The following is a 24409-nucleotide window of genomic DNA, read 5'->3' as shown; positions in this document are numbered from 1 at the left end:
AATATAAAATGAAGAAATTGTTACGTGAATTAAATTAAGCGTTCAAAATGAAGAATTATACGCTCAAATCTTTTTTGTTTTCCTTTGTTTATTACGCCTGTAATCTAATCAATGAAACAAATCCGAATAATCACGCTCGTTCTACCCGCCCTGCAGTAGAATGAATTATTTGTTTAAGTAGCTAAGCGCCTTCTTAATTGCCGCTGGAACCGTTTTAACATCTTCTTCTTGTAATGCCTTTGAAGCCGCTTCTTCTGCCTGTCGTTTTTTGAAGCCTAAAGATTCCAGCGCTGACACTACTTCGTCTGTTATGTTTCCGGCCGCCGGTTTTGAAACTCCTCCTGAAGTCTTAACATCTCCAAGCTTGTCTTTTAATTCTAAAATTATTCGCTCTGCAGTTTTTTTGCCTATTCCGGGAACTCTGGACAATGAAGCAGCATCCTTTCCCGTAATAGCACCAATTAAATGATCTGCCGGCAAACCGGAAACAATTGTAATCCCCAGCTTTGGTCCCACGCCTTTTACTGTTATCAGTTTTTCAAACAGTTGCATTTCGTCTTTAGCATAAAACCCGAACAACCTCTGATCGCTGTCTGTTATATGATGATGAATAAGAAGCTTTACTTCTGTTCCTTGTTTCAGGTGAGCCAATGTTTGTGCTGAAATTTCCACTCCGTAACCTACGCCCCCGACATCAAGGTGTGCTTTATTTTCTTCCAACTCTTCTACATAACCTTTTAGAAATGTGATCATGCTCCCTTAACCCTATCCGGATTGTCCGCAACAAAACTTGCCCAATCCGACTTTTTATTATTTTGATGTGTTTTCTTTTTTGTAACTCCCGGCAAGCCTTTTCCTTTCATATAATGACACCAGGCAACTGCCAGTGCATCCGTTGCGTCGTTCTTAAGCTTTTCATCCGGCAGTGTTACCATTTTATCCAACATAAAAGCCACCTGATCCTTACTCGCATTTCCATTCCCTGTGATTGCCTTTTTTACTTCTTTGGGATAATACTCAAAAGCAGGGAGATTGTTGTTTTTGATAGCTAATATCGCGGCGGCCTGAGCTCTTCCTAATTTCAACATTGCCTGAGGATCAACTCCATAGATCGGTGTTTCAACAGCGCAAGCGGTAGGGGAGTTTGATTTAATGATTCCGGAGATCTGATCGAATATATATTTTAACCGATCGGAGTGATCTTCCATATGCGCCATTTTTAGAACATCGCAACGGAGCGCAACCAATTTTCCCTTTTCCTCGGTGAGCACAGCATACCCCGTAAAGCGGGAGCCGGGGTCAATTCCAAGGATTATTTCAGGCATGGTTTGTTGTTTAATTCTTTCAATAAGGGTCATCCTGAACTTGTTTCAGGATCTTAAGCAACGGCTAATAATCTATTATAAACTTCTTTTCTATAATTTTATACAGAAGTAGCCTTTATAAATAATCAATTAGTTTCAGCAATATACTTATCACCTTTGCTATCGTATGTAGACGTTCTTAATTCAGCTTCTCTACAAAGATCCTGAAACAAGTTCAGGATGACCTAATAATGTTTTTGTAGTATTTAAAATTATTCTTCGTCTTCTGAGTAAAGCTTCGCTAGGTCTTCCATCATTTCTTCAGAAATACCATTCGTTACAAAGCCTCCGTCGTGGAACAAATTCTGCATAGTTACCTTTCTTGTCAGGTCAGAAAACATCGCTACACAATAATCGGCGCATTCATCAGCAGAAGGATTTCCCATTGGGGCCAACTTCTCTGCAAAAGTATACATCCCGTCAAAACCTTTGATTCCTGAACCTGCTGAAGTTTTAGTCGGCGCCTGAGAAATCGTATTCACTCTGATTCCTCTGTGAGCCAATCTACTTCCGTAATTTCTGGCGATAGACTCGAGCAACGCTTTTGCATCATTCATATCAGAATACTTACTGAAAATTCGCTGAGCACCAATATAAGAAAGAGCGATCACGCTTCCTCCATCATTCAAGATTCCCGCTTCATCTGCATGATGCAGAACTCTGTGAAGAGACACCGCCGAAATATCGAGCGACTGTTGATACCATTTATAATTTATGTCCGTGTATTCCTTTTTCTTTCTGATGTTTGGAGACATCCCAATGGCATGAAGAATGAAGTCCACACTTCCGAGCTCTTCTTTCACCTTCTCCATCATCTCCTTAACCGCATCGTCGTCCGAAACATCACAAGGAATTATTGGCGCGTCTATTTCTTCAGAAAGAGCATTCAGCGCTCCCAACCTTAATGCAATCGGTGCATTTGAAAGAACCATGTTTGCTCCTTCTCTGTCACAAGCCAATGCAACGCGCCATGCAATACTTCGATCATCCAGCGCTCCAAAAATAATTCCCTTTTTTCCTTTAAGTAATCCGTTTCCTTCGCTCATTATCTAAAATTTCTTTTCTGTTTATATGATGAGTGAAAATCATCATTCTTAAGCTAAAATGATAGTGGGAATGAAAATCGAATATTGAACTCTCTATGGTTTTTACTATCATCCACATATGTCGTTAAAGTTTAAAAGAAATTATTACTTAGATAAACTCGATAAATTGATGAGCACTGAGGCTTCTTCAAAAACGCCCACGATTGCTTATCTGAATCCTGACGGTGTTGCCCGCGGATGGATTCTTATTGCCGCTGTTTCAACGCCTTATTTGCTTTGGCTTTTATTCAAGTTGAAAAAAATCGGTTGGCTGGTTTCTTTTACGCTCTTTGTTCTTGGCCCTTTCTTGATCAACTATTTTATAATAGCAGACACAAACGCAGGACTTCTGGTCTGGGCGATTACTTTAATTGATTGGGCGGTGTTTCTGTTCCTTCTTAAGAACAGCTATAATACCTGGCGAGAGCCTGATTTTAAAAATACACCGGGTTCGGATTTTGAATAATCATTCTTTAAGAACTCGTTGGCACAATTTCAATAATCTGAATTCCTAAATTTTCTTCGTCTTTAAGCATTATCAAATTACCTCTCTTCGTTGTCCCAAGGATAGCTCCCGAAACTTTAACTTCTCCAATAAAATCAAATGTGTTTTTATCATAAACCCCCACAAAGTGGCTGCTTTCATTTAGAACTCGATTTCTCTTGTAAATTCCGCTGTCGTTTCTAAATACTAAATATAAATATGAATCATTGTGAGCCAGATGTAAACTAATACTTTGTTCTTCAGATAAGTATCTAGACATTTCCTGAGGGTTAGACGCCATTGTTATAAATTTTTCAGAAACCTTAAAAGAAGGTGGGTGTATTTCTGTTGACCCAAGAAGATCTCCAGTCGCTGTTGAAAAAGCTTGTATCTTCGGGGTTTTACCCTGAACCGTGTATACAATTTCGTTCTCACAATCGAGAGAATAAGATGTCTCCTGAAGTATATCTTTCCTTCCATTAAAGAAAGGGTCGTAGCCGCCAAGCGTATCGATTAAACTTAAGTTTTTATCAAACTTTGCAATGGTCGGAGTTGATGGTCGTGGTGCGACATCAAGCATCTGACCACCCGCATACCACATATCATTACAAAAAGATATGTTTCTCGAAGTTATAGAGATTCCCGTTTTAACTTCATAGGGGTATAAGCTTACCTCCCCGGACTCTCTATTATATAATTTAAATAATGCTAAGGCTTTGTCTAAAATTAAAACCTTATTTGAATCCCGTGCTCCAAAAAATCTTGATGTTAATAGTTCTTTAGGACCCCGCCCTTTTTCGCCTATTTTTTCGATAAAGTTGCCTTGATAGTCCGTTATTACAACACCCACTACGGAACCGTAATTTGTAAAGAGTAATTCATCCTTGTCGGGATTATCTACTACTTGTGTATAAAGTCTTAGTAAATATTCTTGGGTTGTTTCGCTCAACTCAAAATCATGGATAGGAACAGCTTTAAGTTTTTCTTGTTCTTTTTTATTAACACAACCTGAAAAAAACACGCCCAAAATTATAATAGATATAAAAATGAACGTGCTTTTTTTGAAACAGTATTTCATTCTTTTAGACATACAGTATTAAGTATATTCGCAATAAACACGAGTTCTGGACTCTGGAGACGTCCAACATCCCTCAACACACATATCCCATGAAGAAGAATTTCTGCTACTTAGATAGAAAATCATAGGATTCCCAACCTTAGATTTACGCTAAAGCTCCTAAAAGATGAGAAGCTGTTTTCTTTCTTAATAGGCTCATATATAACTATGATCGAACTTTTTTCAATATTAAGGCTAACCCCAATGGCTAAGTTTAACATTTGTTTTTTATTAAATAGACTCTCCTCGCCTTCCGTTGTTGTTATATCATCTAATACCCTTGTTGTTGAAATACCATATAAAAAAATTGGGGCTGCCCCTGAGGGTGAAAGTCGTCTTCCATACAAAAACCTGAACTTTAACGCATCTACTTCAAGCCTTTTATTTCTTTGATTCTGAGAGTCTTCAATAGAATTTAACTTAGAATACATCGCTTCAATAGTAATGCTCCTTGTATTCCTATTCCTGGGTAAGACAATATGCATGGAATATCCAAAGATGGCTCCTTGTTCACCGTTAAACTCTCGAGGTCCGAAAACAGCGTCGCTTTTATTTAAGCCAATTACTACCCCATGACTTATTTTTGGCTTTTCTCTTTCAAAATAATACAGATTTTCAACACCTAAATATGAATTACAGTCCAAAATAAATTCCATTAGCGATGCAGTAGAGTAACTCTGCTTATCGATGTCCCCGATATTACTACAATTGCTAATAGTATTTGTTATTTGGTCTCTAAACTTATATTTGTTTTCCTTATTAACGTAAAGCTTGTCTTCGTATCCTCTAACCACATATTCATTTGAAATTAGCCTGATCAAACCTTTTTGATAGTGCTTTATATAGAAGTTTTGCCGTTCCTCTTCATGAAGAAATAAACTTAAAACCTCGCTATCGATTAATCTTTGTATAAATACTTTTCTTGAAACAACGTTTTCTTGGGACGCCTCTATGTCCGCGTTGATATTAGAAAGTATTATTTTGTGCGGGGTTAAATCTATTTCTAAAACTCTTGATTCAAAAAATTCATTTTGAACCTGAAAAGATTTTATTTCTTCGGGTTTATAACTGGCAATAACCTCATCACTGCCCCCTAAATTTTGAGCAAACTCTATAACTTGAGGTGTTTTTGCCCACCCTAAGTAGTTTATATGTCCATGGGTTGTATCTCCGTCATTACTGATAATGTATCCCGGCTTGTAGTTATCCTGACTTTTAACCTCAAAAGAAAATAACATCGTTAAAAATATAATAATGAAAACCGGAAGACTGATTTTAACACCTTTACGCATCATAAAAACCTATATGTTTGTTTACAACAGATTGAACTATTAAAGCTTCCAAGCTAAGCTTTTATAGATATTTATTCATTAATTATCTTGGTTTTTCCTGCTTCGTATGGGCCCCCTCAATAGCCCTTGCTTCAGATCCTGCCTTTCTGTAAATCTTTCTATTAGTATTGTCATATCTAGCACCTCCCAAAAAAGGTAATTTAAACCAGATATAAGCTCAATACTTCGCCATTCCATGTTCCTCTGTTAATTATTCAAAGTTCTAATAAACTTTATCCACATTACTGTTGATAACCCAAGAATAAACTCGTATTTTTATCGGCTCTGAACTAAGCGAATAATCCTGTTCAAATAAATGTTTGATAGTTTATCCTCAAAATTAGATAAAGCCTTTCAGAATCTGAAAGGCGAAGCTCGTATCACCGATGTAAATATCGCTGAAACTATACGAGAAATTCGTCGTGCTTTATTGGATGCGGATGTTAACTATGAGGTTGCTCGCGAGTTCACGAAAGAAATTCAGGAAAAAGCACTCGGTTCAGATGTGCTCACCAGCGTTAACCCGGGACAGCAATTCACGAAGATCGTGTTTGATGAACTGGTTGAAACTTTTGGTGGCGAAAAATCTGATATCGCAGCTGCCCACACCCCACCTACTGTAATTCTTATTGCAGGTTTACAAGGTTCCGGTAAAACGACCTTTACAGGAAAGTTAGCCCGTTACCTAAAGCAGGAGCATAAAAGGAATCCTCTTCTTGCTGCCGCCGATGTTTATCGCCCTGCCGCCGTAAATCAGCTTAAGTCTCTGGCATCCCAAATTGATGTGCCGGTTTATTCCATTGAACAACAAGATGCCGTTCGCGTAGCTAAAGAAGCTGTCGCCATGGCAAAAAGTTTGGCAATGGATACCGTTATCATTGATACTGCCGGACGTTTACATGTAGATGAGGAGATGATGAATGAGGTCGCGGAAATTAAGAAAGCCGTAAATCCTCATGAAATTTTGTTTGTTGTTGATTCGATGACCGGTCAGGACGCGGTTAACACAGCAAAAGAGTTTAATGAGCGGATCGATTATAATGGGGTAGTTCTTACCAAGTTAGATGGTGACACCAGAGGTGGTGCTGCACTTTCTATAAAAACTGTTGTAAATAAACCGATCAAATTTGTGAGTACCGGCGAAAAGCTGGATGCTCTTTCCCCATTTTACCCAGACCGTATGGCACAGCGCATACTTGGTATGGGAGATGTGGTATCGCTCGTTGAAAAAGCTCAAAAAGAATTTGATGAAGACGAAGCCAAGCGACTACAGAGCCGTATTAGTTCTGATAAGTTCGATCTTGAAGACTTCCTCGAGCAAATTCAAAAGATCAAGAAGATGGGAGATTTCTCCGATCTTGTTTCTATGATCCCCGGCGCCAGCAAAGCATTGGATAACAACGAAATCGATGAAGACGCCTTCAAACCGATTGAAGCTATTATCTATTCAATGACGCCGGAGGAGCGTCAGAATCCGGAAATTCTTAATGGAACTCGTCGTAGACGAATTGCAGCCGGTTCTGGCACTACTGTCCGTGAGATCAATGATCTCATTAAACAGTTCGAACAGATGAAAAAAATGATGAAGACCATGTCCAAAATGGGAAAGATGGGCCGGGCTCTTCAAGGATTAAAAAATTTACCGATTGGTAAGTAACATTATATATACACAACTCACTGGAGAACAACATTGATTAGAATTAGACTTCAAAAGAAAGGACGTAAAAAACGACCAATCTTTCATATTGTAGTTGCAGACAGCAAAGTTGCTCGTGATGGAAGAATCATTGAGCAAGTTGGCCGTTATGACAACGTAACTGAGAAAAAAGAAGTGGTACTCAACGAAGACCGCATTCTTTACTGGTTAGATACCGGCGCTCAACCATCCGACACTGTACGCAAGATCCTTAGAAATGAGGGAGTTCTTTACAAACGTCATTTGATGATGTGGGGAAAAAGCGAAGAAGAGATTGAAACAGCACTTGCTGAGTGGAAATCTTACCGCGACTCTAAAGGAGACGACAGCGATTCCCGTAAAGACAAGCACAAGGACGTTCTTGCTGCAGAAGAAAAAGAATTTAAAGATCAGATTCAGAAAAAGGCGGCTAAAGCAGCTGTTGAATTAGAAACTGAGTCTTCTGACGAAGAAACCGCTACAGCTGAAACTGAAGAGGCTGAAGAAGCTACAACAGAAGAAACTACTGACGAAACTCCCGCTGAAGAGGAAGTTGTTGAAGAAACAGCTCCTGAAGCAGAGGAAGAACCGGAAGTTGAGGCAAAAGAAGCCGCTGAAGAAGTAGAAGAAAATGTAGCTGAAGCTACTGAAGAGCCTGCTACCGAAGAAGCAACTGTTGAAGAAACAGAAGACGCTCCGGCTGAAGAAGAAAAAGAAGAAGTTGCTGAAGAGCCAAAAGCTGAAGCAAGTTCATCTCAAACTTCTGATGACATGACTGCTAAAGAAGCTATCGATCATATCAGAGATACTGATCTTGATGCATTAAAAGGGTTTATTTCTGACGACGAGTCAAGAAAGACCGTTATTGCAGCATGGGAAAGCAAACAATCTGAAGGATAATTTAATCCGGCTCCTATGAATCAGGAAGCCAATATACAACCATTTACTTTAGTCGGGCGCGTAGATCGCTCGCACGGACTTGACGGCGAAGTTAAAATCATTTTTGAGTTTGACGATTCCGAAATCCTGAATGAAATAACTGTTGTGTATTTGCGGAACGAAAGGGGCGACTACTTCCCTGCCCGAATTAAAGATGTTCGGACTGAGGAAAAAAGAAATGAAATTTCGTTCTTTGTACATTTTGAACATATCGCTGATCGCACAGCGGCAGAAGAATTAAAAAATTCAGGCGTATATCTGGAAACAGACCTGGCCAACACTTTAATTCCTGACGTTGAAGAAACAAACAGCTTGCTTCACTTTGATGTTTACAACACAAATGGTAAGCACATCGGAACAGTAATGGACATCATCGAGAATTCCATGCAATCTATTCTGAATGTTTCTTCAAACAATGGATCTCTTCTTATTCCTAATGTTAGCCACTATGTGGTTAAGGAAAATTTTGAAGAAGAATCTGTCATCTGCCAAAACCTGGAAGAACTCGGAGAACTTTAGAAATGAGAATTGATATCATATCTGCAGTTCCGGGATTACTTACAGGTCCGCTGGAAAACAGCATTGTGCAACGCGCCAAAGAAAAAGGACTGGTTGAGATCTTTGTTCATGATCTTCGGGATTACACCGAAGACAAACACAACAAGATTGATGACTACCCTTATGGAGGCGAACCGGGCATGGTGCTGACACCTCAACCGATCTTCAGCTGTATAGACCATCTGACTTCTGAAAGGAAATACGATGAAATCATCTTTACAGCTCCAGATGGAGAAGTGTTTAACCAGGAAGAAGCAAACAAGCTGTCACTATTAGAAAATGTGATCATTTTGTGCGGCCACTATAAAGGAATCGATCAGCGAGTTAGAGATGCATTAATTACCAAAGAATATACCATTGGTGATTACGTGCTTTCAGGAGGGGAACTTCCCGCTATGGTTATTACTGATGCTTTGGTTAGATTGATACCGAATGCCATTGGAGATGCCGGAAGCGCATTAAGCGATTCGTTTCAGGACGGATTACTTGAAGCTCCCGTTTATACCCGTCCGGCCGAGTTCAAAGGAATGAATGTTCCTGAGATCTTAAGATCCGGCGATCATAAAAAGATCGAAGCGTGGAAAAACGAGCAGTCTCTGGCAAAAACCAAAGAACGAAGAAAAGATTTGTACGAAAAATTTAAGAAAGATTATTAACGGCTGATTAGTCAGCAAAGAAACAGAATCATGGATAAGCTAAAACTTGTAGAACAAACGATAGTTAATGACGACATCGCTCAATTCACCGCCGGTGATACAGTGAATGTTCACTACCGTGTACGTGAAGGAGAAAAGGAACGTATTCAGCAGTACGAAGGTGTTGTATTGAATGAGCGTGGAAGCGGAGCTAACAAAACGTTTACTGTTCGTAAAATAAGCAGCAACGTTGGTGTTGAGCGTATTTTCCCTCTTTACTCTCCTTTTATTGCAAAGATCGAAGTTAAAAAACGCGGAAGTGTAAGACGTTCTAAACTATTTTATTTGCGTGAACTAAGAGGTAAAGCTGCTCGTATTAAAGAGCGCGGACAGGAAAGCAAGAAGAAGTAACATTCTCTTTTTAAGAACCGGATTCGGGCGGTCTATTTGAAGCCCGTTTCTTCTTTTTTAAAACTAAATTTATTTAGATGAATATTATTCTTTTTGGACCTCCCGGTGCCGGAAAAGGCACGCAAGCGAAATTACTTCAGGACAAATACTCAATACCTCACCTTTCAACCGGTGATATATTTAGAACTGCGATAAAAAACCAGACTCCTCTTGGCGTTAAGGTTAAGTCTATTCTTGACGCAGGTCAGCTGGTTCCGGATGAAACCGTGGTTGATCTTGTGGCAGATGAGCTTAAAGATCCTAAATATGATAGCGGGTTTATACTGGATGGGTTTCCGAGAACGGTTCCTCAGGCAGAAGCCTTTGATGAAATCGCGGAAAATCAAAACAAAGCTATAGACGCGTTTGTTGTTCTTACTGTACCCGAGAAGGAGTTGATCTCCAGAATTCTTTCAAGAGGACAGGGAAGAACTGACGATACCGAAGAAAAGATAAAAACTCGTTTAGAGGTTTATCACGAAGAAACAGAGCCGGTGCAAAATCACTACTCTTCAAAAGGTGTTGTTAAAGAAATCGATGGCATAGGAACCATTGATGAGATCTTTGAACGTATTGCTTCTTCGTTAAAGTAATTAATTAAAAGCCATCACTTATTGATGGCTTTTTTTATTCATCCTTAAGTTGTTTTATCATAATTCTTGTTTCAGGGACCGCTCCTTTTAATATTGTGAGCTGAAGGCCCCCTAAATAATCAGAAAGCACCTCGAGTTCTTCGGCGTACCATTTTTTAAACTCCCTTTCATTTCCCTCTCCGTAGATCAAAAACTTTCTTGTTTCCGCTTCCAGAATATCGGCTCTTTTTTCAATAACAGAGATCAGGTTCGATCCCCGGTCAAGACTTGCAAGGTAATCTTTTCCGATCGTTGTGAAGTTTTCCGACTCAAACCCCGATCTTACTATCAGCATATTATTAGTGAAGTCGATAGATCGGTTTAGCGATATCTCGTGATCCGGATTGTTGGCTAATTCACTTCTTAAACTGTCAACCTCTTCCTTTGCAGATACAGCTTTCGCATAAAGATCATTCAGATTTAGAAGAAACGTTTCGTAATAATTGACCCTGTTCCTTCTTTCCACAACCTCTTCTCTTAAAGTTGTTAAATAAAAGGCGCCGTAAACCCCTATAAATACGACAAATAGTTCCAGTAAGAGAAATTTCCAACTTCGGTTTTGAATGATTTTTTTCATAGCAATAGATTAAAATATAGACAATCCTGTTTTTGTTGTAAGCCTTTCCAGAACCTCCATTCCCAGAACAGAATTTCCCGCTTTATTTAGCTTTGGACTCCAAACCGCAACGCTGTAATGTTCAGGAAAAACGGCCACTATTCCTCCACCAACACCACTTTTTCCGGGCAGACCAACTTTGAAAGTAAACTCCCCAGCCTGATCATAAAACCCACAAGTGAGTAAAATTGCACTTAGTCTTTTTGACTGAGAAGCATTCAAAATTCGTTCACCGGTTACAAAATGTTTCCCATGATTTGCGTACAACAAAAAGGTTTGCGAGAGTTCTTTGCAGCTCATCTCAATTGAACACATATAGAAATAAAAATCCAGAACATCTTCCACAAGATTTTCAATGTTGCCGAACGATTTCATAAGACTGGCGAGTGCTACATTTCTGTATCCGGTTTCTTTCTCAGACTCAGCTACTTTTTTATTAAAACCAATGCCGGGGTTACCCGACAGCTTTTGTACAAACTCTAAAAATTCCTGTTTTGGATTCTGAAGCTTAGAGATCAGTATATCACAAATAACAAGTGCTCCTGCATTTATAAGTGGGTTTCTTGGAATTCCTGATTCATATTCTAATTGAACCAAAGAATTAAATGGGTTTCCCGAAGGCTCAACGCCTACTCTTTTCCACAATTTCTCGCCCAACATTGGGTACGCCATTGTGAGCGCAAAAACTTTGCTGATACTCTGAATAGAAAATCGCTGCTCATTTTGTCCGATCGCAAAATTTCCTTTTTCCAGACTACAAAGATGTATACCAAAACAATCTTCCTTAACATCAGCAAGTTCCGGAATATAGTCTGCAACTTTTCCCCCAAACTTCCCTTTGTCGAGCTCTGAATCTATTTCATTAAGTATCTTTTGATAATCCATTAGTTTATAACATAGTTTTTAGCCAATTCAAGAAACTCTTTCACTTCCTGTTTTTGCCATTTTTTATCTTCACCGAATTCTTCGGCCAAAATCTCTGCAACCTTTGGAGCAACTTCAATTGCAGCCTCTGCATCTAACAACAAGGCCCGGGTTCTTCGGGATAAAAGGTCCTCTATAGTTTGAGCCCATTCATTCCTAATTGCCCAAACGATCTCTGCTTTAATATACGGAAGGCCCGGATGCAGCTCTTCTTTCATAGAGTCATTTTCTTCCATTATTTTTTCAATAGCTACCCGATCTGAGCCATACACACTCAAAGGATCCTTCTTATCCACATTTTTTAACCAGCCGTGAATACGTTGATTCTTTGTTTTTGTCTTTTTGAATTCCACTCCTGCAACCATTGCCGCCCGATCGATCGTGTCTTCTGCCATCTTTCGATAGGTTGTCCACTTTCCTCCGGCAATAGTAACCAATCCGGATTCAGAAATCTGAATGTGATGGCTCCTGGATATTTCAGAAGTAGACTTTGACTCCGGCGGTTTCACAAGGGGTCTTAACCCTGCAAAAACACTCTTTACATCTTTTCTGGTCGGATCTTTGGTTAAGTACTCTTTCGCATGTTTAAGAATAAAATCTATTTCTTCATCTAATGCTATTGGCTCTAAAGCGGGCTTGTCGATTGGAGTATCTGTTGTTCCCACAAGAGCTTTCCCGTGCCACGGAACAGCAAAAAGAACTCGTCCGTCATCTGTATGAGGAACCATTATAGCCGCGTCTCCGGGCAGAAATTCTTTATCCAGCACCAGATGAATGCCTTGTGCGCACTGAATTATATTTTCGTGTTTTTGATCATCCATTTTGAGTATGGAATCAGAAAAAATTCCCGTTGCATTAACAACTGCTCTGGCTTTGATAGTAAATTCTTCTCCATGTATATGATCCCTTGCAACTACACCGTCAATAAAACCTGAATCGCCTTTTATCAACTCATTTACTTTCATGTAATTTACCGGAGTCGCCCCAAGATCCGCTGCTGTTTGAGCTAAATTGATTGCCAAACGCGAATCATCAAACTGGCCATCATAATAAATTACTCCTCCTCTCAGTCCTTCAGGCTCCAGAGTTGGGATCTTTTCCAGAACTTCTTCCTTTGAAAGTGTTTTAGACTTTTTGATGCCCAGTTTCCCGGCTAAAGCATCATACACTTTCATTCCTATTCCATAAAACGGACCATTCCACCATTCATAGCTTGGAACTATAAACGATTGGTGACTTACCAAATGAGGAGCATTCTGTATAAGCAAGCCTCGTTCATGTAAAGCTTCTATCACCAATGAAACATCTCCTTGTTGTAAATATCGAACCCCACCATGAACCAATTTTGTACTTCTGCTGGATGTACCTTTGGCAAAATCAGCCATATCCAACAACAGAGTTTTGTAGCCTCTGTTTGCTGAGTCCACAGCACAACCCAAGCCCGTTGCTCCTCCTCCAATTATCAGAATATCCCAATAATCGTTGTATTCTCTAAGATGATTAAGTGATTCGGTACGATTCATTTTGGTTATTCAAATTTTAGATATAAAATTAAATTTAGCCCTTACATAAGATCCCGATCCGCCAGCTGGCGGACGGGATGACCATCTTTCTTGAAACAATACTAATTCAAAATTCATCATTTAGAATTATTAATTATTTAAACCCAATTCTTACTCTTCTCTACCGCCTGGTTCCATTTATTTAAAAGCCTTTCTTTTTCTGACGTTTTCATTTCCGGCTCAAACCTTGCATCAATTTCCCATTTCTTTTGTAGCTCATCCGTGTTTTTCCAAAAACCAACAGCTAGTCCTGCTAAATATGCCGCCCCTAATGCGGTTGTTTCCGTTACTTTTGGTCTCACGATCGGAATTCCCAGAATATCGGACTGAAACTGCATCAGTGTTTTGTTTACCGAAGCCCCGCCATCAACCCGGAGCTCTTTAATTGAAATTCCGGAATCTGCTTCCATTGCAGTCAGTACATCTTTCACCTGAAATGCGATTCCTTCAAGCGCGGCTCTTGCTATGTGACCGGCAGTTGCTCCGCGCGTTAACCCATACATGGCTCCGCGCGCTTTCTGATCCCAATGCGGAGCGCCAAGACCTGCAAAAGCGGGAACCAGATACACTCCTCCATTATCTTTTTCTGTCAAAGCCAGTTTTTCTACATCTGCTGATGATTCAATAATTCCCAATCCGTCTCTTAGCCACTGAACCAATGCTCCTGCAATAAAGATTGAACCTTCCAAAGCATAGGTCGTCTCACCGTTCATTTGCCAACCGATCGTAGTTAACAGGTTGTTCTCAGAAGTGATCGCTTTATCACCAGTGTTGAACATGATAAAAGAACCTGTTCCATACGTATTCTTCAGCATCCCGGGCTCAAGACACATTTGTCCGAACAGTGCCGCTTGCTGATCTCCGGCTATTCCTGTAATTGGAATTCCACTTTCAAAACAGTCCAATTCTGCTGCTGCAATTTCTCCACTTGATGAACACACTTTCGGTAATATATTTTCCGGGATGTCCATTAGCTCCAAAAGTTCTGTATCCCATTCTTTATCATGGATATTGAAAAGAAGTGTACGTGAAGCATTTGTAATATCCGTAACGTGCTTTTTTCCTTTAGTAAGATTCCATATCAACCAGCAGTCAATCGTTCCGAAAGCTAGTTTCCCTTCTTCTGCTTTTTGTCGAGCTCCATCAACATTATCGAGAACCCACTTAAGTTTCGTACCTGAGAAATAGCTGTCTAAAACGAGTCCCGTTTTTCGCTGAATTTTATCTGACCATCCATCATTCCTAAGCTCATCACAGTAATCTGATGTTCTTCGGTCTTGCCAGACAATAGCGTTATAAATCGGTTCTCCGGTTTCCTTATCCCAAACTACGGTAGTTTCTCTTTGGTTGGTGATACCTATCGCTGCAATTGTTTTCCCGCCTTCTGCATATTTTGAAACAACTTCTTGAATCACTTCTTTTTGAGTGTTCCAAATCTCCTCAGGATCGTGTTCTACCCAGCCATCTTTAGGAAAATGTTGTTTGAATTCTTTTTGGGCAACATGTTCAACTTCTCCATTTTTATTGAAAAGAATTGCTCTGGAACTGGTTGTTCCCTGATCTACAGATAGGATGTATTCTTTAGCCATGAAGAAAACATAATGCTATTTTTGTTTTTCTTCTGCTTTATTTTGCAGCCACTTAAAAGCCTTCTCTTTATCCATAAAAATCTTAGAAACCAATCCATTATTACTGGCAACCGTTTCCCAGAATTTCCAATAGTCTATTTTAGAGCCTTCCACAAAAAGTGCTGTTATCACGTATTTGTGTTTAATATTTAGCTTTTCATTTTTTTGGGGGTCAAAAAACTCCATCACCTGTAGTATACCTGCGTTCAACTCTAGTTTGCTTAAATCCTTTAATAATTGATAGCCAAGGTTATGTGCTTTTTCCCTGCTTTTTGAACTGATTTCTATTGCGGATTCCAAATTCAGTTTTCCTGTTGCAACAACTTCCAGTATCTCTATTTCATCATGACTTTTGAATTCAAGTTCATACATTTCAACCCCAATTATTCATGCTTACATCAATAAACTAAATAATATCTCTACCGCAAAGCTTTTTTTCGGGTATAGCGCCTAAAAAGATTTAGCCAATGCATTTCTGAATGCTCTGGATCCAACTTCCACCAACTGCTTTGATTTATAGAACTCAAAAGTATCGCAAGTGTCTCTGGGCACTTCTACTAATATATCCGGCTTGTAATGTTCTATCATTAATTCTGTAAGTCGGTCTTGTGTAAAACTGAAAGTGCTTTCCATGAGCTCAAACAGTGAAAATGATTCCTTTTTCTTTTCTTCGTGGTTTTGTGCAAACTCTTTTATGGAATCCGGCAGGATATTTTCGAACCAGTACTTTTTACGCTGTTTCTTCTCTTCCTTGATCAATAAATCCTCTACAATGGTTCTGGAATTTATATCCACCGCTACAATGATCGCGTCGTCTCTTTTTTGAACCAGGTTTATAGGCAAAGGGTTTAAAACGCCACCATCCACCAAAACAAGATCTTCATCAACAATGGGCGTAAAAATTCCCGGAATGGAAACCGATGCTCTCAAGGCTTTAAAGAGATCTCCTTCTTTAAAATGAACCTCTTTGTGATGTTTCATATCGGTTGCAACTGCTGTAAAAGGAATTTTAAAGTCTTCTATTTTCTGTTGCCCGGTAACCTCGATATGTTTTCCGAACAGTTTTTCTCCTTTTACAAAACCCTGAGAAGTAAATGTGAAATCCAACAGATCAAACACTCCTTTTTTGGTGAGACTCAGCATCCATTTTTTGTATTCAGATAACTGGCCTGCACAGTAAATTCCCCCTACAACCGCTCCCATTGAGCAGCCAATAACTTCTATGATCTCGTATCCTTCTTTTTCGAGTTCTTCAATAACGCCTATATGCGCAACTCCTCTGGCTCCTCCGGAACCTAATACAAGATGTACTTTTTTCTTCTCTGACATTATTTCTAGTCAATAATTATACTTCTAGTTCTTACAACCCGATTCTTTCTCAGCTAATTTAACCAATTCCCAATACGGTGGTTTATATCCGTTTTCTTCGATAAATGAATCAACCGCTGTTGAGGTTTTCTCTTTCAACTCTTTATGTCTTTGTATAAAGGCATCGCTTTTCAATGCCTGGGTTGCACTCATTCCTTCAGGAATCGGTCCTTCCGATTCAAACTGATTTTTGACCCAACTGTTTCCTTTCATAATCCTTGCAAATGGAAGCATCAACGGATTGAATTCTATCTCCTCTCCTTGTTCGGCGCACACAAGCATAGCGTCTATTACCGCGTTATATAAATGATCATCGAACAAACTTTCAGCACTTCTCCACTCAGCCACTACGGAAAGTTGTGGATCGTATTCTAAGTCTGACGGCATTTGTGTTACAAAATTCTCAACCCCAAAAGTGTTCAGTAATTTCACAACTCCATTAGATGATATGGTTGATTCCGATTCCCATAGCTGAATACCATTATTTTTGTAAGCGTATGATCCCACTTCAGAACAAAACATAGCTTCCGGATCATAAAAATTCATTTTGAAATCGTAGGGAATGTGTCGTTGCTGAACTTCTTCAAACATTTCTTTAGCTGCTATATGAGGAAGCATCGGATTTTCCTTTATTTCAGGAAGATCAGCTCTGGGGCGCAAAACCATAAACCGAAGCTTTCGGTCTTTGATGTATTCCTCCAGCGTAGCGATAGCAACACCGCGTTCTATATGTGCTTCTATCAAATAAGGTATATTTGTTCCTTCTTCTACATAGATCAAAGCAACGTGCGAAAAATTACCGGGATAATCATTTCCCCTTGAAATAAGTGCTGAGACTTCCGCTCCTCCTCGTGATACCAAAAGATCTCCACTGTGAACTTTTATTCCCAGAATATTTGTAGATGGCGTTTGTGATTCCTCTTCCTTCACATACAAAACCGGATCTATAGGCTCTTCTGATTGCAATAAAACTTCTTCAACTGTTGCGCGCATTCCGTACAGCGTTTTGTAAAGAATATCTCTGTTTTCTTTTTCTGATATATCCCATTCCGCAGACAGATCTTTGATCACTCTTCGTGCTCTGTTATATACCTCAAAAAACTCAGGATTTTGTACCTCTTGTGCAGCAATAACCGGAGCCAACTCAAAGAAACTCAGGAGCAGTTCATCGAAAATAACATCATCCGGTTTGGGCTTTCTTTTTTCAATTTCATCAACAATTGAGAACAGATCAGATATAAGTGCTTCAATAACTCCGGGCGTAATTATATCTTTATCTGCTTTTGCTTCAGTAAATTTACTTTCCAGAAAATCCCAACGTTCATCCTGATCCCAAATAAAAGGTGTGGAATTACCTTCGCTTTCAATATTGATGGTGGAATTGTCGGGAATCAGTAATAATCCGTAGAGAATGATTATTCCTAAAAGACTGTAGATGAGTTTCTTTTTCATGGATAGAATTTAATGAAAGAATTTATAATTCATGAAGAAGTTTTGGTCATCTCGCGGCGAATGCCCGAGATCTGGATTTTATATAAGTTTTGTTTTCTAATCCTATCTGTGTTATTCGAATAGCGAACAAAATTTGTCTTATTTCTAACAATTGAGATTCCGGCCTTCGCTGCGGAATGACCACCATTTATTTATTTGATCACAACAAAGATTGCGGTTTACAAACTCTTCATTATCTCATCTTCCATCACCCCACTTTCAGCGAAATGATGGGTAGCTATTTGTCCGTCTGTCGGGCTTTGCACGGCTGACGGATTTTGGTTACTGAGATAAGAACAAGACCTCGGGGTTAGCTCTAATAATTCTTGTCGGCACAAAAGTACTCAGAACAAAGGAACTGAAATCCGATATGAGCTAATTCATAAATCCGGACATCCCTCGGATTCAATCGAGAACTGTCGATTGAATCATCTCCCTTCGAAGGGAGAATTACTTTATTACCTTTAGAATCCCATCCTTAACCCCAACCAAGCTCTCCACATCATTAAAGTGATCAATTCCTTCTCCCATTACAAATAGCGGGACTTCATTTCTGGTATGAGTTTTTACTGACAGATCTTCCAGATTTCCGTGATCGCTGGTTATTACCAACACATCTTCGCTTCTTTTATGTTTGATGATATGCAGCAAAAACTCATCGAGTGGTTGTAAAACTCTTCGGGCATCATCAATGCTTTTGTTATGACCGGCTTTGTCAGTGAGATAATATTCGTACAAAACCAGATCGTGATTCGGAACAACATTCATTAATCTTTTGGCCGCATCTGTTGCTGTTATCTTTGGAATATTTATATCCAATTTTTCTCTCCAGGCATTTTGGACGATCTCTGCAGTCAGTGCTTTTTCTGCCAGAATATCATCTGTTGAATTGAGCCTCATTTCTGCACTTTTCGTCATGAGCGTTGTACAGCTCCATCGATTTCTTTTGTTTGCGTGTTCAAAGAAAATAGGAGGATATGCATTCATGAAATATGGTTTCTTTCCTGCTTCTTTAACCGCATGAAAAACACTCTGCTCTTTTAGTAAATGCTTTATTCCGGAATGAGGAAACGGACCAAAATGTTTCCCAATTACTTTGGATGCATTTTCGCCGGAAAATAGAGTTGTTTGCCCCGTACCGCTTTGAGGAAGTCCTTCTACATCAAGATTTGCATCGATTGCTTTATATAATTGATTCGATGATTGAACTCCTTTTCCGTTCTTAAAAAAATTCTCTCCGGAAAGGATCTGAAAACTTTCATAAGAATCTATGAGGAAAGGATTTTCTTTTCCTTCGTTCCCTATTCCAACTCCATCAATAAAAATGAAAATTACAGCCAAATCACTTCTCCAATATCAGTGTAACAGGACCATCGTTTATTAATTCAACATCCATCATAGCACCAAATTTTCCGGTTTGAATATTTAGATCTGAATGTTCTTTAAAATAAGAGATCATTTCCTCATACATCGGCTCCGCTTTATCCGGTTTGGCTGCTTCTATAAAACTGGGTCGAGTTCCCTTTTTTGTATTTCCATATAAAGTGAATTGCGACACTACTAAAAGTCCTCCGCCCACATCACTTACCGAAAGATTCATTTTTTCGTCTTCATCTTCAAATATCCGCAGCTTCAGGATCTTCTCACACATCCATTCCAGTTGTTCTTTAGTGTCATCCTGATGGATTCCCACCAGTAATAATAAACCCTCTTCAATAGCTCCGGTAATTTCATTTCCGACGGTCACTGATGCTGATTTTACGCGCTGAATTACAACTTTCATATACTTGAATTATGTGGATTACTATGTGGAATACTTACTAACAAAAACTGGATAACTAAAATCGTTCAAAGTTCTCAACAAGTTTCCACAATTTGTTCACCTAATCAACATTCAAAAAGAATAACTTTTGGTGTTGAACAGCTTCTGCTGATTTATATGTACAAAACAGATACACTTGTTGATAACAAAAAATATCACTCTATAAATTACTGTTTTTTATAAGAAATATATCAACATTGATATCCACAAAGTTTTGTCAAGCGATGTAGAGAAAAAGAATAACTTTGTTATCCACAAATCCACACTCTCTACTACTATATATTAAATTTATAAATCTCATTTTATTTGTCTTTTAGGATGTGGATAAGAAGTGAGAAAAAGGATTCTCAAAGAGTTTTATAAGAACGTATATTTAAGCAATAAAAAATTCCTGATCTCATGGATAAAAGATACCCTATTGGAAATTTTGATTACGAGAAAGATCATGATCTAAATGATACAGAAATGTACATCAAACAGATCAAAGAACTTCCTTCAAAAGTAAGAGTTCTTGTTTCAGAATTATCAGAAGAACAATTGAATACTCCGTACAGAGAAAATGGTTGGTCTCCCGTTCAGGTTATCCATCACTTGGGAGACAGTCACCTGAATTCATTGTGCAGATTCAAACTTGCAATGACAGAAGAAAATCCTACAATTCGTCCTTACAATGAAGCTGCCTGGGCTGTTTTAGGTGATTATGAGTTGATGAGTGTTGAAGAAGGATTGAATTTTCTGGAAGCAGTTCACTTGAAATGGATCGCTATCTTTAAAACAATTAAAAAAGATGATTGGAAACGAACATTTCAACATCCGGAATCGGGAATTAATTATAAACTTATAAATGCCTTAGCGATGTATGCCTGGCATGGAAATCATCACTTAGCTCATATTGAACTTGTAAGGTAAAGATCTGTAACAACGAGCTTCCCCTCCGAAGGAGGGGATTGAGGGGTGGGTCCGAACTGATAAAATTTATTTTAAAAACTCTATCAAATGACAAAAAAGACATTTACATACAAAGATTCAGGCGTAGATATCAAAGCCGGAGAAGAGCTTGTTAATTCCATAAAAGGAGTAGTTAAAGAGACTCATGGACCTGCGGTACTTTCCAACATTGGTGGTTTTGGTGGATTTTTTAAACCGGATATGGGAGCTTTTAAAAATCCTGTATTTGTTAGTTCTGTGGATGGAGTTGGAACCAAATTAATAGTGGCGTTCAAAGCCGGAAAATATGATACTGTTGGACAGGATCTGGTAAATCATTGTGTGAATGATATTGCGGTTTGTGGGGCAACTCCTTTGTTCTTTCTGGATTATTTTTCTACCGGAAAGCTTGAGCAAAATGTTGGTTATGATGTGATCAAAGGATTTGCAACGGCCTGCAAAGAAAATAATGTAGCTTTGATTGGTGGAGAAACTGCCGAGATGCCGGACATTTACGGAGAAGGTGAATTCGATCTGGCCGGAACCATTGTCGGTATTGTGGATGAAGACAAAGTGATCAACGGTGCAGGAATTGAAAAAGGAGATGTTCTTCTTGGATTCAAAAGTTCGGGTTTACACACCAATGGATATTCACTTGCCAGAAAAGTGTTGTTCAGTGAATACGATGTAAATGATCATGTGGAAGAACTTGGATGTACTGTTGCTGAAGAATTGCTGCAAGTTCATCGATCTTATTTAGGTTTGATATCTGAATTAAAAGAAATGGATGGGGTAAACGGTTTTTCTCACATTACCGGTGGCGGAATGGTAGGAAATACCAAACGAATTTTGACGAAAGGATTGGCTTTAAATATTAATTGGGAAGGATGGGAACGTCCTGCGGTGTATAAACTAATTCAGGAAATAGGAAATGTACCGGAAGAAGATATGCAGGCAACGTTTAATCTTGGAATTGGATTAGTTTGTGTGGTTTCTGCAGATAAAGCAGCGGAAGTAAAAGCAAAAGCTGAGGAATTAGGAGAAGAGGTTTTTGAGGTAGGGAGTGTAATTAAGAATTAAGGATTAAAAATTAAGAATGAAATATCTATCTCTGTCAATATTTATTCTTTTTTGTTCTTGTTTTTTCATTCCCAAAGAAGGTCAGTTTGAAATTTATAATCCATATGAAGAAGCTTATTACTTAAAAGTTCATCAAGGCAATGAAGCTGTATTTGAACAAAGCTTGAGTGATAGTTCTTTGAATGAAGCAATATTGTTAGCTCCCGGGGAATCATATTTATTTAAATTAAAAAAGCCTTATAAGGATTCAGATGGAATAACATTCAAATGTTTTTCTACCAAAAAGAACGAATATAATGAGTATGAACTAATCGAAATCTCAAGTACTACGGTAAAATTTATGAGAAAGAGTTTTTGGACGGATTGGGAACTCTAAATCAAAAAAATTAACAGACTAACTTATCACAGATCTTGTTCTAAAGATTTCTTTTAAGATTAAAATTCAAAATCACTTCATTGGTCATCCTGTCCGCCAGCTGGCGGATCAGGATCTTTGTGAGGAATAGATTTTGAATATGTCTTACGAATAAATAGCAAAGGCTATGTCTATTTTCTTACTAACTCCGAATATTTAGAATTAGTAGATTAGTATGAGACATTAAGACATTGATTTTGGAGTCGAAAATATAGCCATTCCGTAAGATCCCGAAATAAATTCGGGATGACCTATTCTTTAAGTCATGAGAAATTTTCAACGAAATATAAATCCTACAAAAGGATGATAAATCTAAAATCAACCATACTTACAATTCTTATACTATTATTTGCTTTATCAGGGTGTGTTTCTACTAATCAAATGGCAAGTTTTAAAGGGACAGAATTCTATACAGAATCCGGATCAAAAGTTGTAGTTGGAGAGTTGTTAACCGAACAAGGATTTCCTGTTGATCATATTGAGATTAAGGTGAATAAAGAATTCATTAATTATCCACAAGTAGCACAAAGAGCCAGAATAGAAGGTGTTGTAAGGCTTTATATTGACATTTCTGAACAAAGTAAAATAGAAAAGACCAGAGTTACCAGAGGAATTGGTGGGGGTTGTGATGAAGCAGCATTGAACCTGATAAGAAACTCAGAATTCATTGTTACTTCAAATAACAATAACAAAACTACAGTTAGCGAGCGGTACTATATTTCTGTTTTGTATGTGTTGTGATAAAACCACATAAACTTGTTCAAAACGCTAATTTGAAAAGGAAAAAACTTCCTATCCCAATGGATATATCTTCTTTGAACTAGAAAAGCCAAATTAAATAAAGCAACTCCCTACAGATCCTGAAACAAGTTCAGGATGACGATTATTAAAAAGCTACACATTTTTAAGGTTAACAAGCGAGGGATTTATCCCGATGTAGCGAAAATAAGCTTTTACTTTATTCCGGTGCTATACAATCCAATCATTTGCAATGATTTGCCTTGGATATGAAAGTCTGGCTCGGAGATTTCTTTTGAGGAGATATTTTTGAACCCAACTTCAGCAAGCAAACTTTCTACTTCATTTCTTGTGTACTTGTTAAATCCATAATTTGATACTTCTAGGTTGTCCAATACTTTTTTGGGTCGGTACGCAATCAGTATTTTACCATTAGGATTCAATACTCTATATAGTTCACGGGCATTTTTTGATAGATCAGGCCAAAAATAGATGGTGTTCGTAGTTGTTATATAATCAATACTATTATCTTTAAAAGGTAGATTTTCGATCGAACCTTTAATGAAAGATACTTTTCCTGAATCGATTAATTTTTGATTTAATCGTATAGCTTCATCAACCATTGTCTGGGAAAAATCCAATCCTATATATTCTAAATTGTGATCCAAGCCCATTAAATCTTTGGTAAAGAAACCGTTTCCCATTCCAATTTCTAAAATTAAACTATTAGGTTTGGGTTTAAGCAGCTTATATGAGTTTAGACATAGATGCTGATTGCCTTTATTCATTTGTTTGGCGACTTCTTTACCATTCTTTCCTGAAGGTTTCCGTAGATGTTTTGCAATTTCTTGCATGGAAAGGTCACTCATAGCCGTTTTTATTGAAACATTAAAACTAATATGATTATAAGTGGATTAATTACCAAGGTTAGATATCAGCGGTAATCAAAAAAATTAACAAATCAGCCATCCTGATGTTAAAACCCTATAAAGCCCGGCTTCAAATTTAGTATCCCGTTTATTAATGGATAGTTTTCAACTAATTAAACTATTCACAAAGAAATTATTTTTTTAATGAACATTTTAAAGAGAGTTAAAGCACTCATTTTATCACTTATTATTTGCAGTACAGCTGTAATGGCTCAGAATATGCCTATGCAACAAATTGCTCCTGCCGATTCAGTATCAGATTCTGAATTGGAACAATTTGTAATAATAGCACAGGAACTGCAAGGAATACGAATGGAACTGGACAGTATGGTTGTTGCCAAGTTGGAAGAAGAGGGAATGTCTACAGCAAGGTTTCAGGAAATAATGCAGAGCAAGCAAAACCCTGAAGGTGAAGAAATAGAACTTACCACTAAAGAGGAAGAAACCGTAGCGAATATGCAGAGCTTTTTACAACAAGCAAGTATGAGCGCTCAAAAACAACAAATGCAATCAATTCAGGATTCTGAGATGTCTGCACAACGATTTCAAAGCATAGCTCAGGCAATGCAATCCAACAAAGACCTGGCTATGAGAATGCAAACAATGGCTATGGAGATGGAGTCGAAGTAGTAAAAACCG

Annotated in this window: 27 protein-coding genes; 12 read left to right on the top strand and 15 right to left on the bottom strand. The window is 38.3% G+C overall.

Features of this window, described 5'->3' with window-relative positions; all coding sequences use genetic code 11:
- Positions 1-165: 165 nt before the first annotated feature.
- From ruvA to A8B79_RS09775, 3 genes are all read right to left on the bottom strand, one after another.
- The gene (gene ruvA, locus A8B79_RS09785; RefSeq protein ID WP_066221728.1) at positions 166-753 is read right to left on the bottom strand and encodes a Holliday junction branch migration protein RuvA; all 588 of its coding nucleotides are present in this window, start codon (positions 751-753) and stop codon (positions 166-168) included.
- On the bottom strand, positions 750-1325 hold the full coding sequence (gene ruvC / locus A8B79_RS09780; protein ID WP_066222856.1) for a crossover junction endodeoxyribonuclease RuvC: 576 nt from the start codon (positions 1323-1325) through the stop codon (positions 750-752). Before ruvC ends, ruvA begins: the two co-directional genes overlap by 4 nt.
- A 251-nt stretch (positions 1326-1576) precedes the next feature.
- Positions 1577-2410, bottom strand: coding sequence for an enoyl-ACP reductase FabI (locus A8B79_RS09775; protein ID WP_066221727.1), 834 nt, complete (start codon positions 2408-2410; stop codon positions 1577-1579).
- A 118-nt stretch (positions 2411-2528) separates the two neighbouring features.
- On the opposite strand from A8B79_RS09775, the gene A8B79_RS09770 reads away from it, so the two are divergent.
- The gene (locus tag A8B79_RS09770) at positions 2529-2915 is read left to right on the top strand and encodes a hypothetical protein (RefSeq protein WP_066221723.1); all 387 of its coding nucleotides are present in this window, start codon (positions 2529-2531) and stop codon (positions 2913-2915) included.
- Between the two features lie 7 nt (positions 2916-2922).
- Here the strand turns inward: A8B79_RS09770 and A8B79_RS09765 are convergent, their stop codons facing one another.
- A complete protein-coding gene (locus tag A8B79_RS09765) occupies positions 2923-4023 on the bottom strand; it encodes a hypothetical protein (RefSeq protein ID WP_153038413.1) in 1101 nt (366 codons plus the stop codon).
- A gap of 110 nt (positions 4024-4133) precedes the next feature.
- Positions 4134-5345 (bottom strand): hypothetical protein, encoded by a 1212-nt coding sequence (locus tag A8B79_RS09760; protein WP_066221717.1) that lies wholly within the window; start codon positions 5343-5345, stop codon positions 4134-4136.
- A 352-nt stretch (positions 5346-5697) separates the two neighbouring features.
- Here A8B79_RS09760 and ffh point away from each other — a divergent pair, with 352 nt between their 5' ends.
- The 6 genes from ffh (at position 5698) to A8B79_RS09730 (ending at position 10231) form a co-directional block, all read left to right on the top strand.
- Positions 5698-7038 carry a signal recognition particle protein gene (ffh, locus tag A8B79_RS09755; protein WP_066221712.1) on the top strand — a complete coding sequence of 447 codons (1341 nt, stop codon included), beginning with the start codon at positions 5698-5700 and terminating at the stop codon, positions 7036-7038.
- A gap of 33 nt (positions 7039-7071) precedes the next feature.
- Positions 7072-7956: a 30S ribosomal protein S16 gene (gene rpsP / locus A8B79_RS16330; RefSeq protein WP_066221710.1), complete on the top strand. Its 885-nt coding sequence runs from the start codon at positions 7072-7074 to the stop codon at positions 7954-7956.
- A 15-nt stretch (positions 7957-7971) separates the two neighbouring features.
- The gene (rimM, locus tag A8B79_RS09745; RefSeq protein ID WP_066221707.1) at positions 7972-8514 is read left to right on the top strand and encodes a ribosome maturation factor RimM; all 543 of its coding nucleotides are present in this window, start codon (positions 7972-7974) and stop codon (positions 8512-8514) included.
- 2 nt (positions 8515-8516) lie between these two features.
- Entirely contained in the window at positions 8517-9209 is a 693-nt protein-coding gene (trmD, locus tag A8B79_RS09740; protein ID WP_066221702.1) for a tRNA (guanosine(37)-N1)-methyltransferase TrmD, read from the top strand.
- Positions 9210-9239: 30 nt separating this feature from the next.
- Positions 9240-9599, top strand: coding sequence for a 50S ribosomal protein L19 (rplS, locus tag A8B79_RS09735; protein ID WP_066221700.1), 360 nt, complete (start codon positions 9240-9242; stop codon positions 9597-9599).
- Positions 9600-9676: 77 nt separating this feature from the next.
- Positions 9677-10231: an adenylate kinase gene (locus A8B79_RS09730; protein WP_066221697.1), complete on the top strand. Its 555-nt coding sequence runs from the start codon at positions 9677-9679 to the stop codon at positions 10229-10231.
- Between the two features lie 34 nt (positions 10232-10265).
- Here A8B79_RS09730 and A8B79_RS09725 read toward each other — a convergent pair whose 3' ends face one another.
- The 9 genes from A8B79_RS09725 to dtd all read right to left on the bottom strand — a co-directional run bounded on the left by A8B79_RS09725 (position 10266) and on the right by dtd (position 19642).
- Positions 10266-10847, bottom strand: coding sequence for a hypothetical protein (locus A8B79_RS09725; RefSeq protein WP_066221695.1), 582 nt, complete (start codon positions 10845-10847; stop codon positions 10266-10268).
- 9 nt (positions 10848-10856) lie between these two features.
- Positions 10857-11771, bottom strand: a complete 915-nt coding sequence (locus A8B79_RS09720) for a glutaminase (RefSeq protein ID WP_066221692.1) — start codon at positions 11769-11771, stop codon at positions 10857-10859.
- A complete protein-coding gene (locus A8B79_RS09715; RefSeq protein ID WP_066221689.1) occupies positions 11771-13333 on the bottom strand; it encodes a glycerol-3-phosphate dehydrogenase/oxidase in 1563 nt (520 codons plus the stop codon). The genes A8B79_RS09720 and A8B79_RS09715 overlap by 1 nt, the downstream gene beginning before the upstream one ends.
- Positions 13334-13470: 137 nt before the next feature.
- Entirely contained in the window at positions 13471-14961 is a 1491-nt protein-coding gene (gene glpK, locus A8B79_RS09710; protein WP_066221685.1) for a glycerol kinase GlpK, read from the bottom strand.
- 15 nt (positions 14962-14976) lie between these two features.
- Complete coding sequence (locus A8B79_RS09705; protein ID WP_066221682.1) at positions 14977-15372, bottom strand: hypothetical protein; 396 nt, start codon at positions 15370-15372, stop codon at positions 14977-14979.
- 78 nt (positions 15373-15450) lie between these two features.
- A complete protein-coding gene (locus tag A8B79_RS09700) occupies positions 15451-16329 on the bottom strand; it encodes a patatin-like phospholipase family protein (RefSeq protein ID WP_066221680.1) in 879 nt (292 codons plus the stop codon).
- A gap of 24 nt (positions 16330-16353) precedes the next feature.
- Positions 16354-17820: a YiiX/YebB-like N1pC/P60 family cysteine hydrolase gene (locus A8B79_RS09695; RefSeq protein WP_066221677.1), complete on the bottom strand. Its 1467-nt coding sequence runs from the start codon at positions 17818-17820 to the stop codon at positions 16354-16356.
- A 489-nt stretch (positions 17821-18309) separates the two neighbouring features.
- A complete protein-coding gene (locus A8B79_RS09690; RefSeq protein WP_066221674.1) occupies positions 18310-19200 on the bottom strand; it encodes a hypothetical protein in 891 nt (296 codons plus the stop codon).
- Position 19201: 1 nt separating this feature from the next.
- Positions 19202-19642: a D-aminoacyl-tRNA deacylase gene (dtd, locus tag A8B79_RS09685; protein WP_066221671.1), complete on the bottom strand. Its 441-nt coding sequence runs from the start codon at positions 19640-19642 to the stop codon at positions 19202-19204.
- Between the two features lie 438 nt (positions 19643-20080).
- Here dtd and A8B79_RS09680 point away from each other — a divergent pair, with 438 nt between their 5' ends.
- From A8B79_RS09680 to A8B79_RS09665, 4 genes are all read left to right on the top strand, one after another.
- A complete protein-coding gene (locus A8B79_RS09680) occupies positions 20081-20590 on the top strand; it encodes a YfiT family bacillithiol transferase (protein ID WP_066221668.1) in 510 nt (169 codons plus the stop codon).
- An 87-nt stretch (positions 20591-20677) separates the two neighbouring features.
- On the top strand, positions 20678-21688 hold the full coding sequence (purM, locus tag A8B79_RS09675) for a phosphoribosylformylglycinamidine cyclo-ligase (RefSeq protein ID WP_066221665.1): 1011 nt from the start codon (positions 20678-20680) through the stop codon (positions 21686-21688).
- Positions 21689-21704: 16 nt separating this feature from the next.
- Positions 21705-22064, top strand: coding sequence for a hypothetical protein (locus A8B79_RS09670; RefSeq protein WP_066221663.1), 360 nt, complete (start codon positions 21705-21707; stop codon positions 22062-22064).
- 420 nt (positions 22065-22484) lie between these two features.
- Positions 22485-22844, top strand: a complete 360-nt coding sequence (locus tag A8B79_RS09665; protein WP_235603652.1) for an energy transducer TonB — start codon at positions 22485-22487, stop codon at positions 22842-22844.
- Positions 22845-23056: 212 nt separating this feature from the next.
- On the opposite strand, the gene A8B79_RS09660 is transcribed toward A8B79_RS09665, so the two are convergent.
- Positions 23057-23710, bottom strand: coding sequence for a class I SAM-dependent methyltransferase (locus A8B79_RS09660; RefSeq protein WP_066221658.1), 654 nt, complete (start codon positions 23708-23710; stop codon positions 23057-23059).
- 204 nt (positions 23711-23914) lie between these two features.
- Here A8B79_RS09660 and A8B79_RS09655 point away from each other — a divergent pair, with 204 nt between their 5' ends.
- Complete coding sequence (locus A8B79_RS09655; RefSeq protein ID WP_066221655.1) at positions 23915-24400, top strand: DUF4168 domain-containing protein; 486 nt, start codon at positions 23915-23917, stop codon at positions 24398-24400.
- Positions 24401-24409: the final 9 nt, after the last annotated feature.

It is taken from the genome of Balneola sp. EhC07 (assembly GCF_001650905.1).
In the GTDB taxonomy this organism is placed as follows: Bacteria; Bacteroidota; Rhodothermia; order Balneolales; family Balneolaceae; genus Balneola.
The sequence above is the reverse complement of the archived record's forward strand: the minus strand, read 5'-3'. Positions and strand labels throughout refer to the sequence as shown.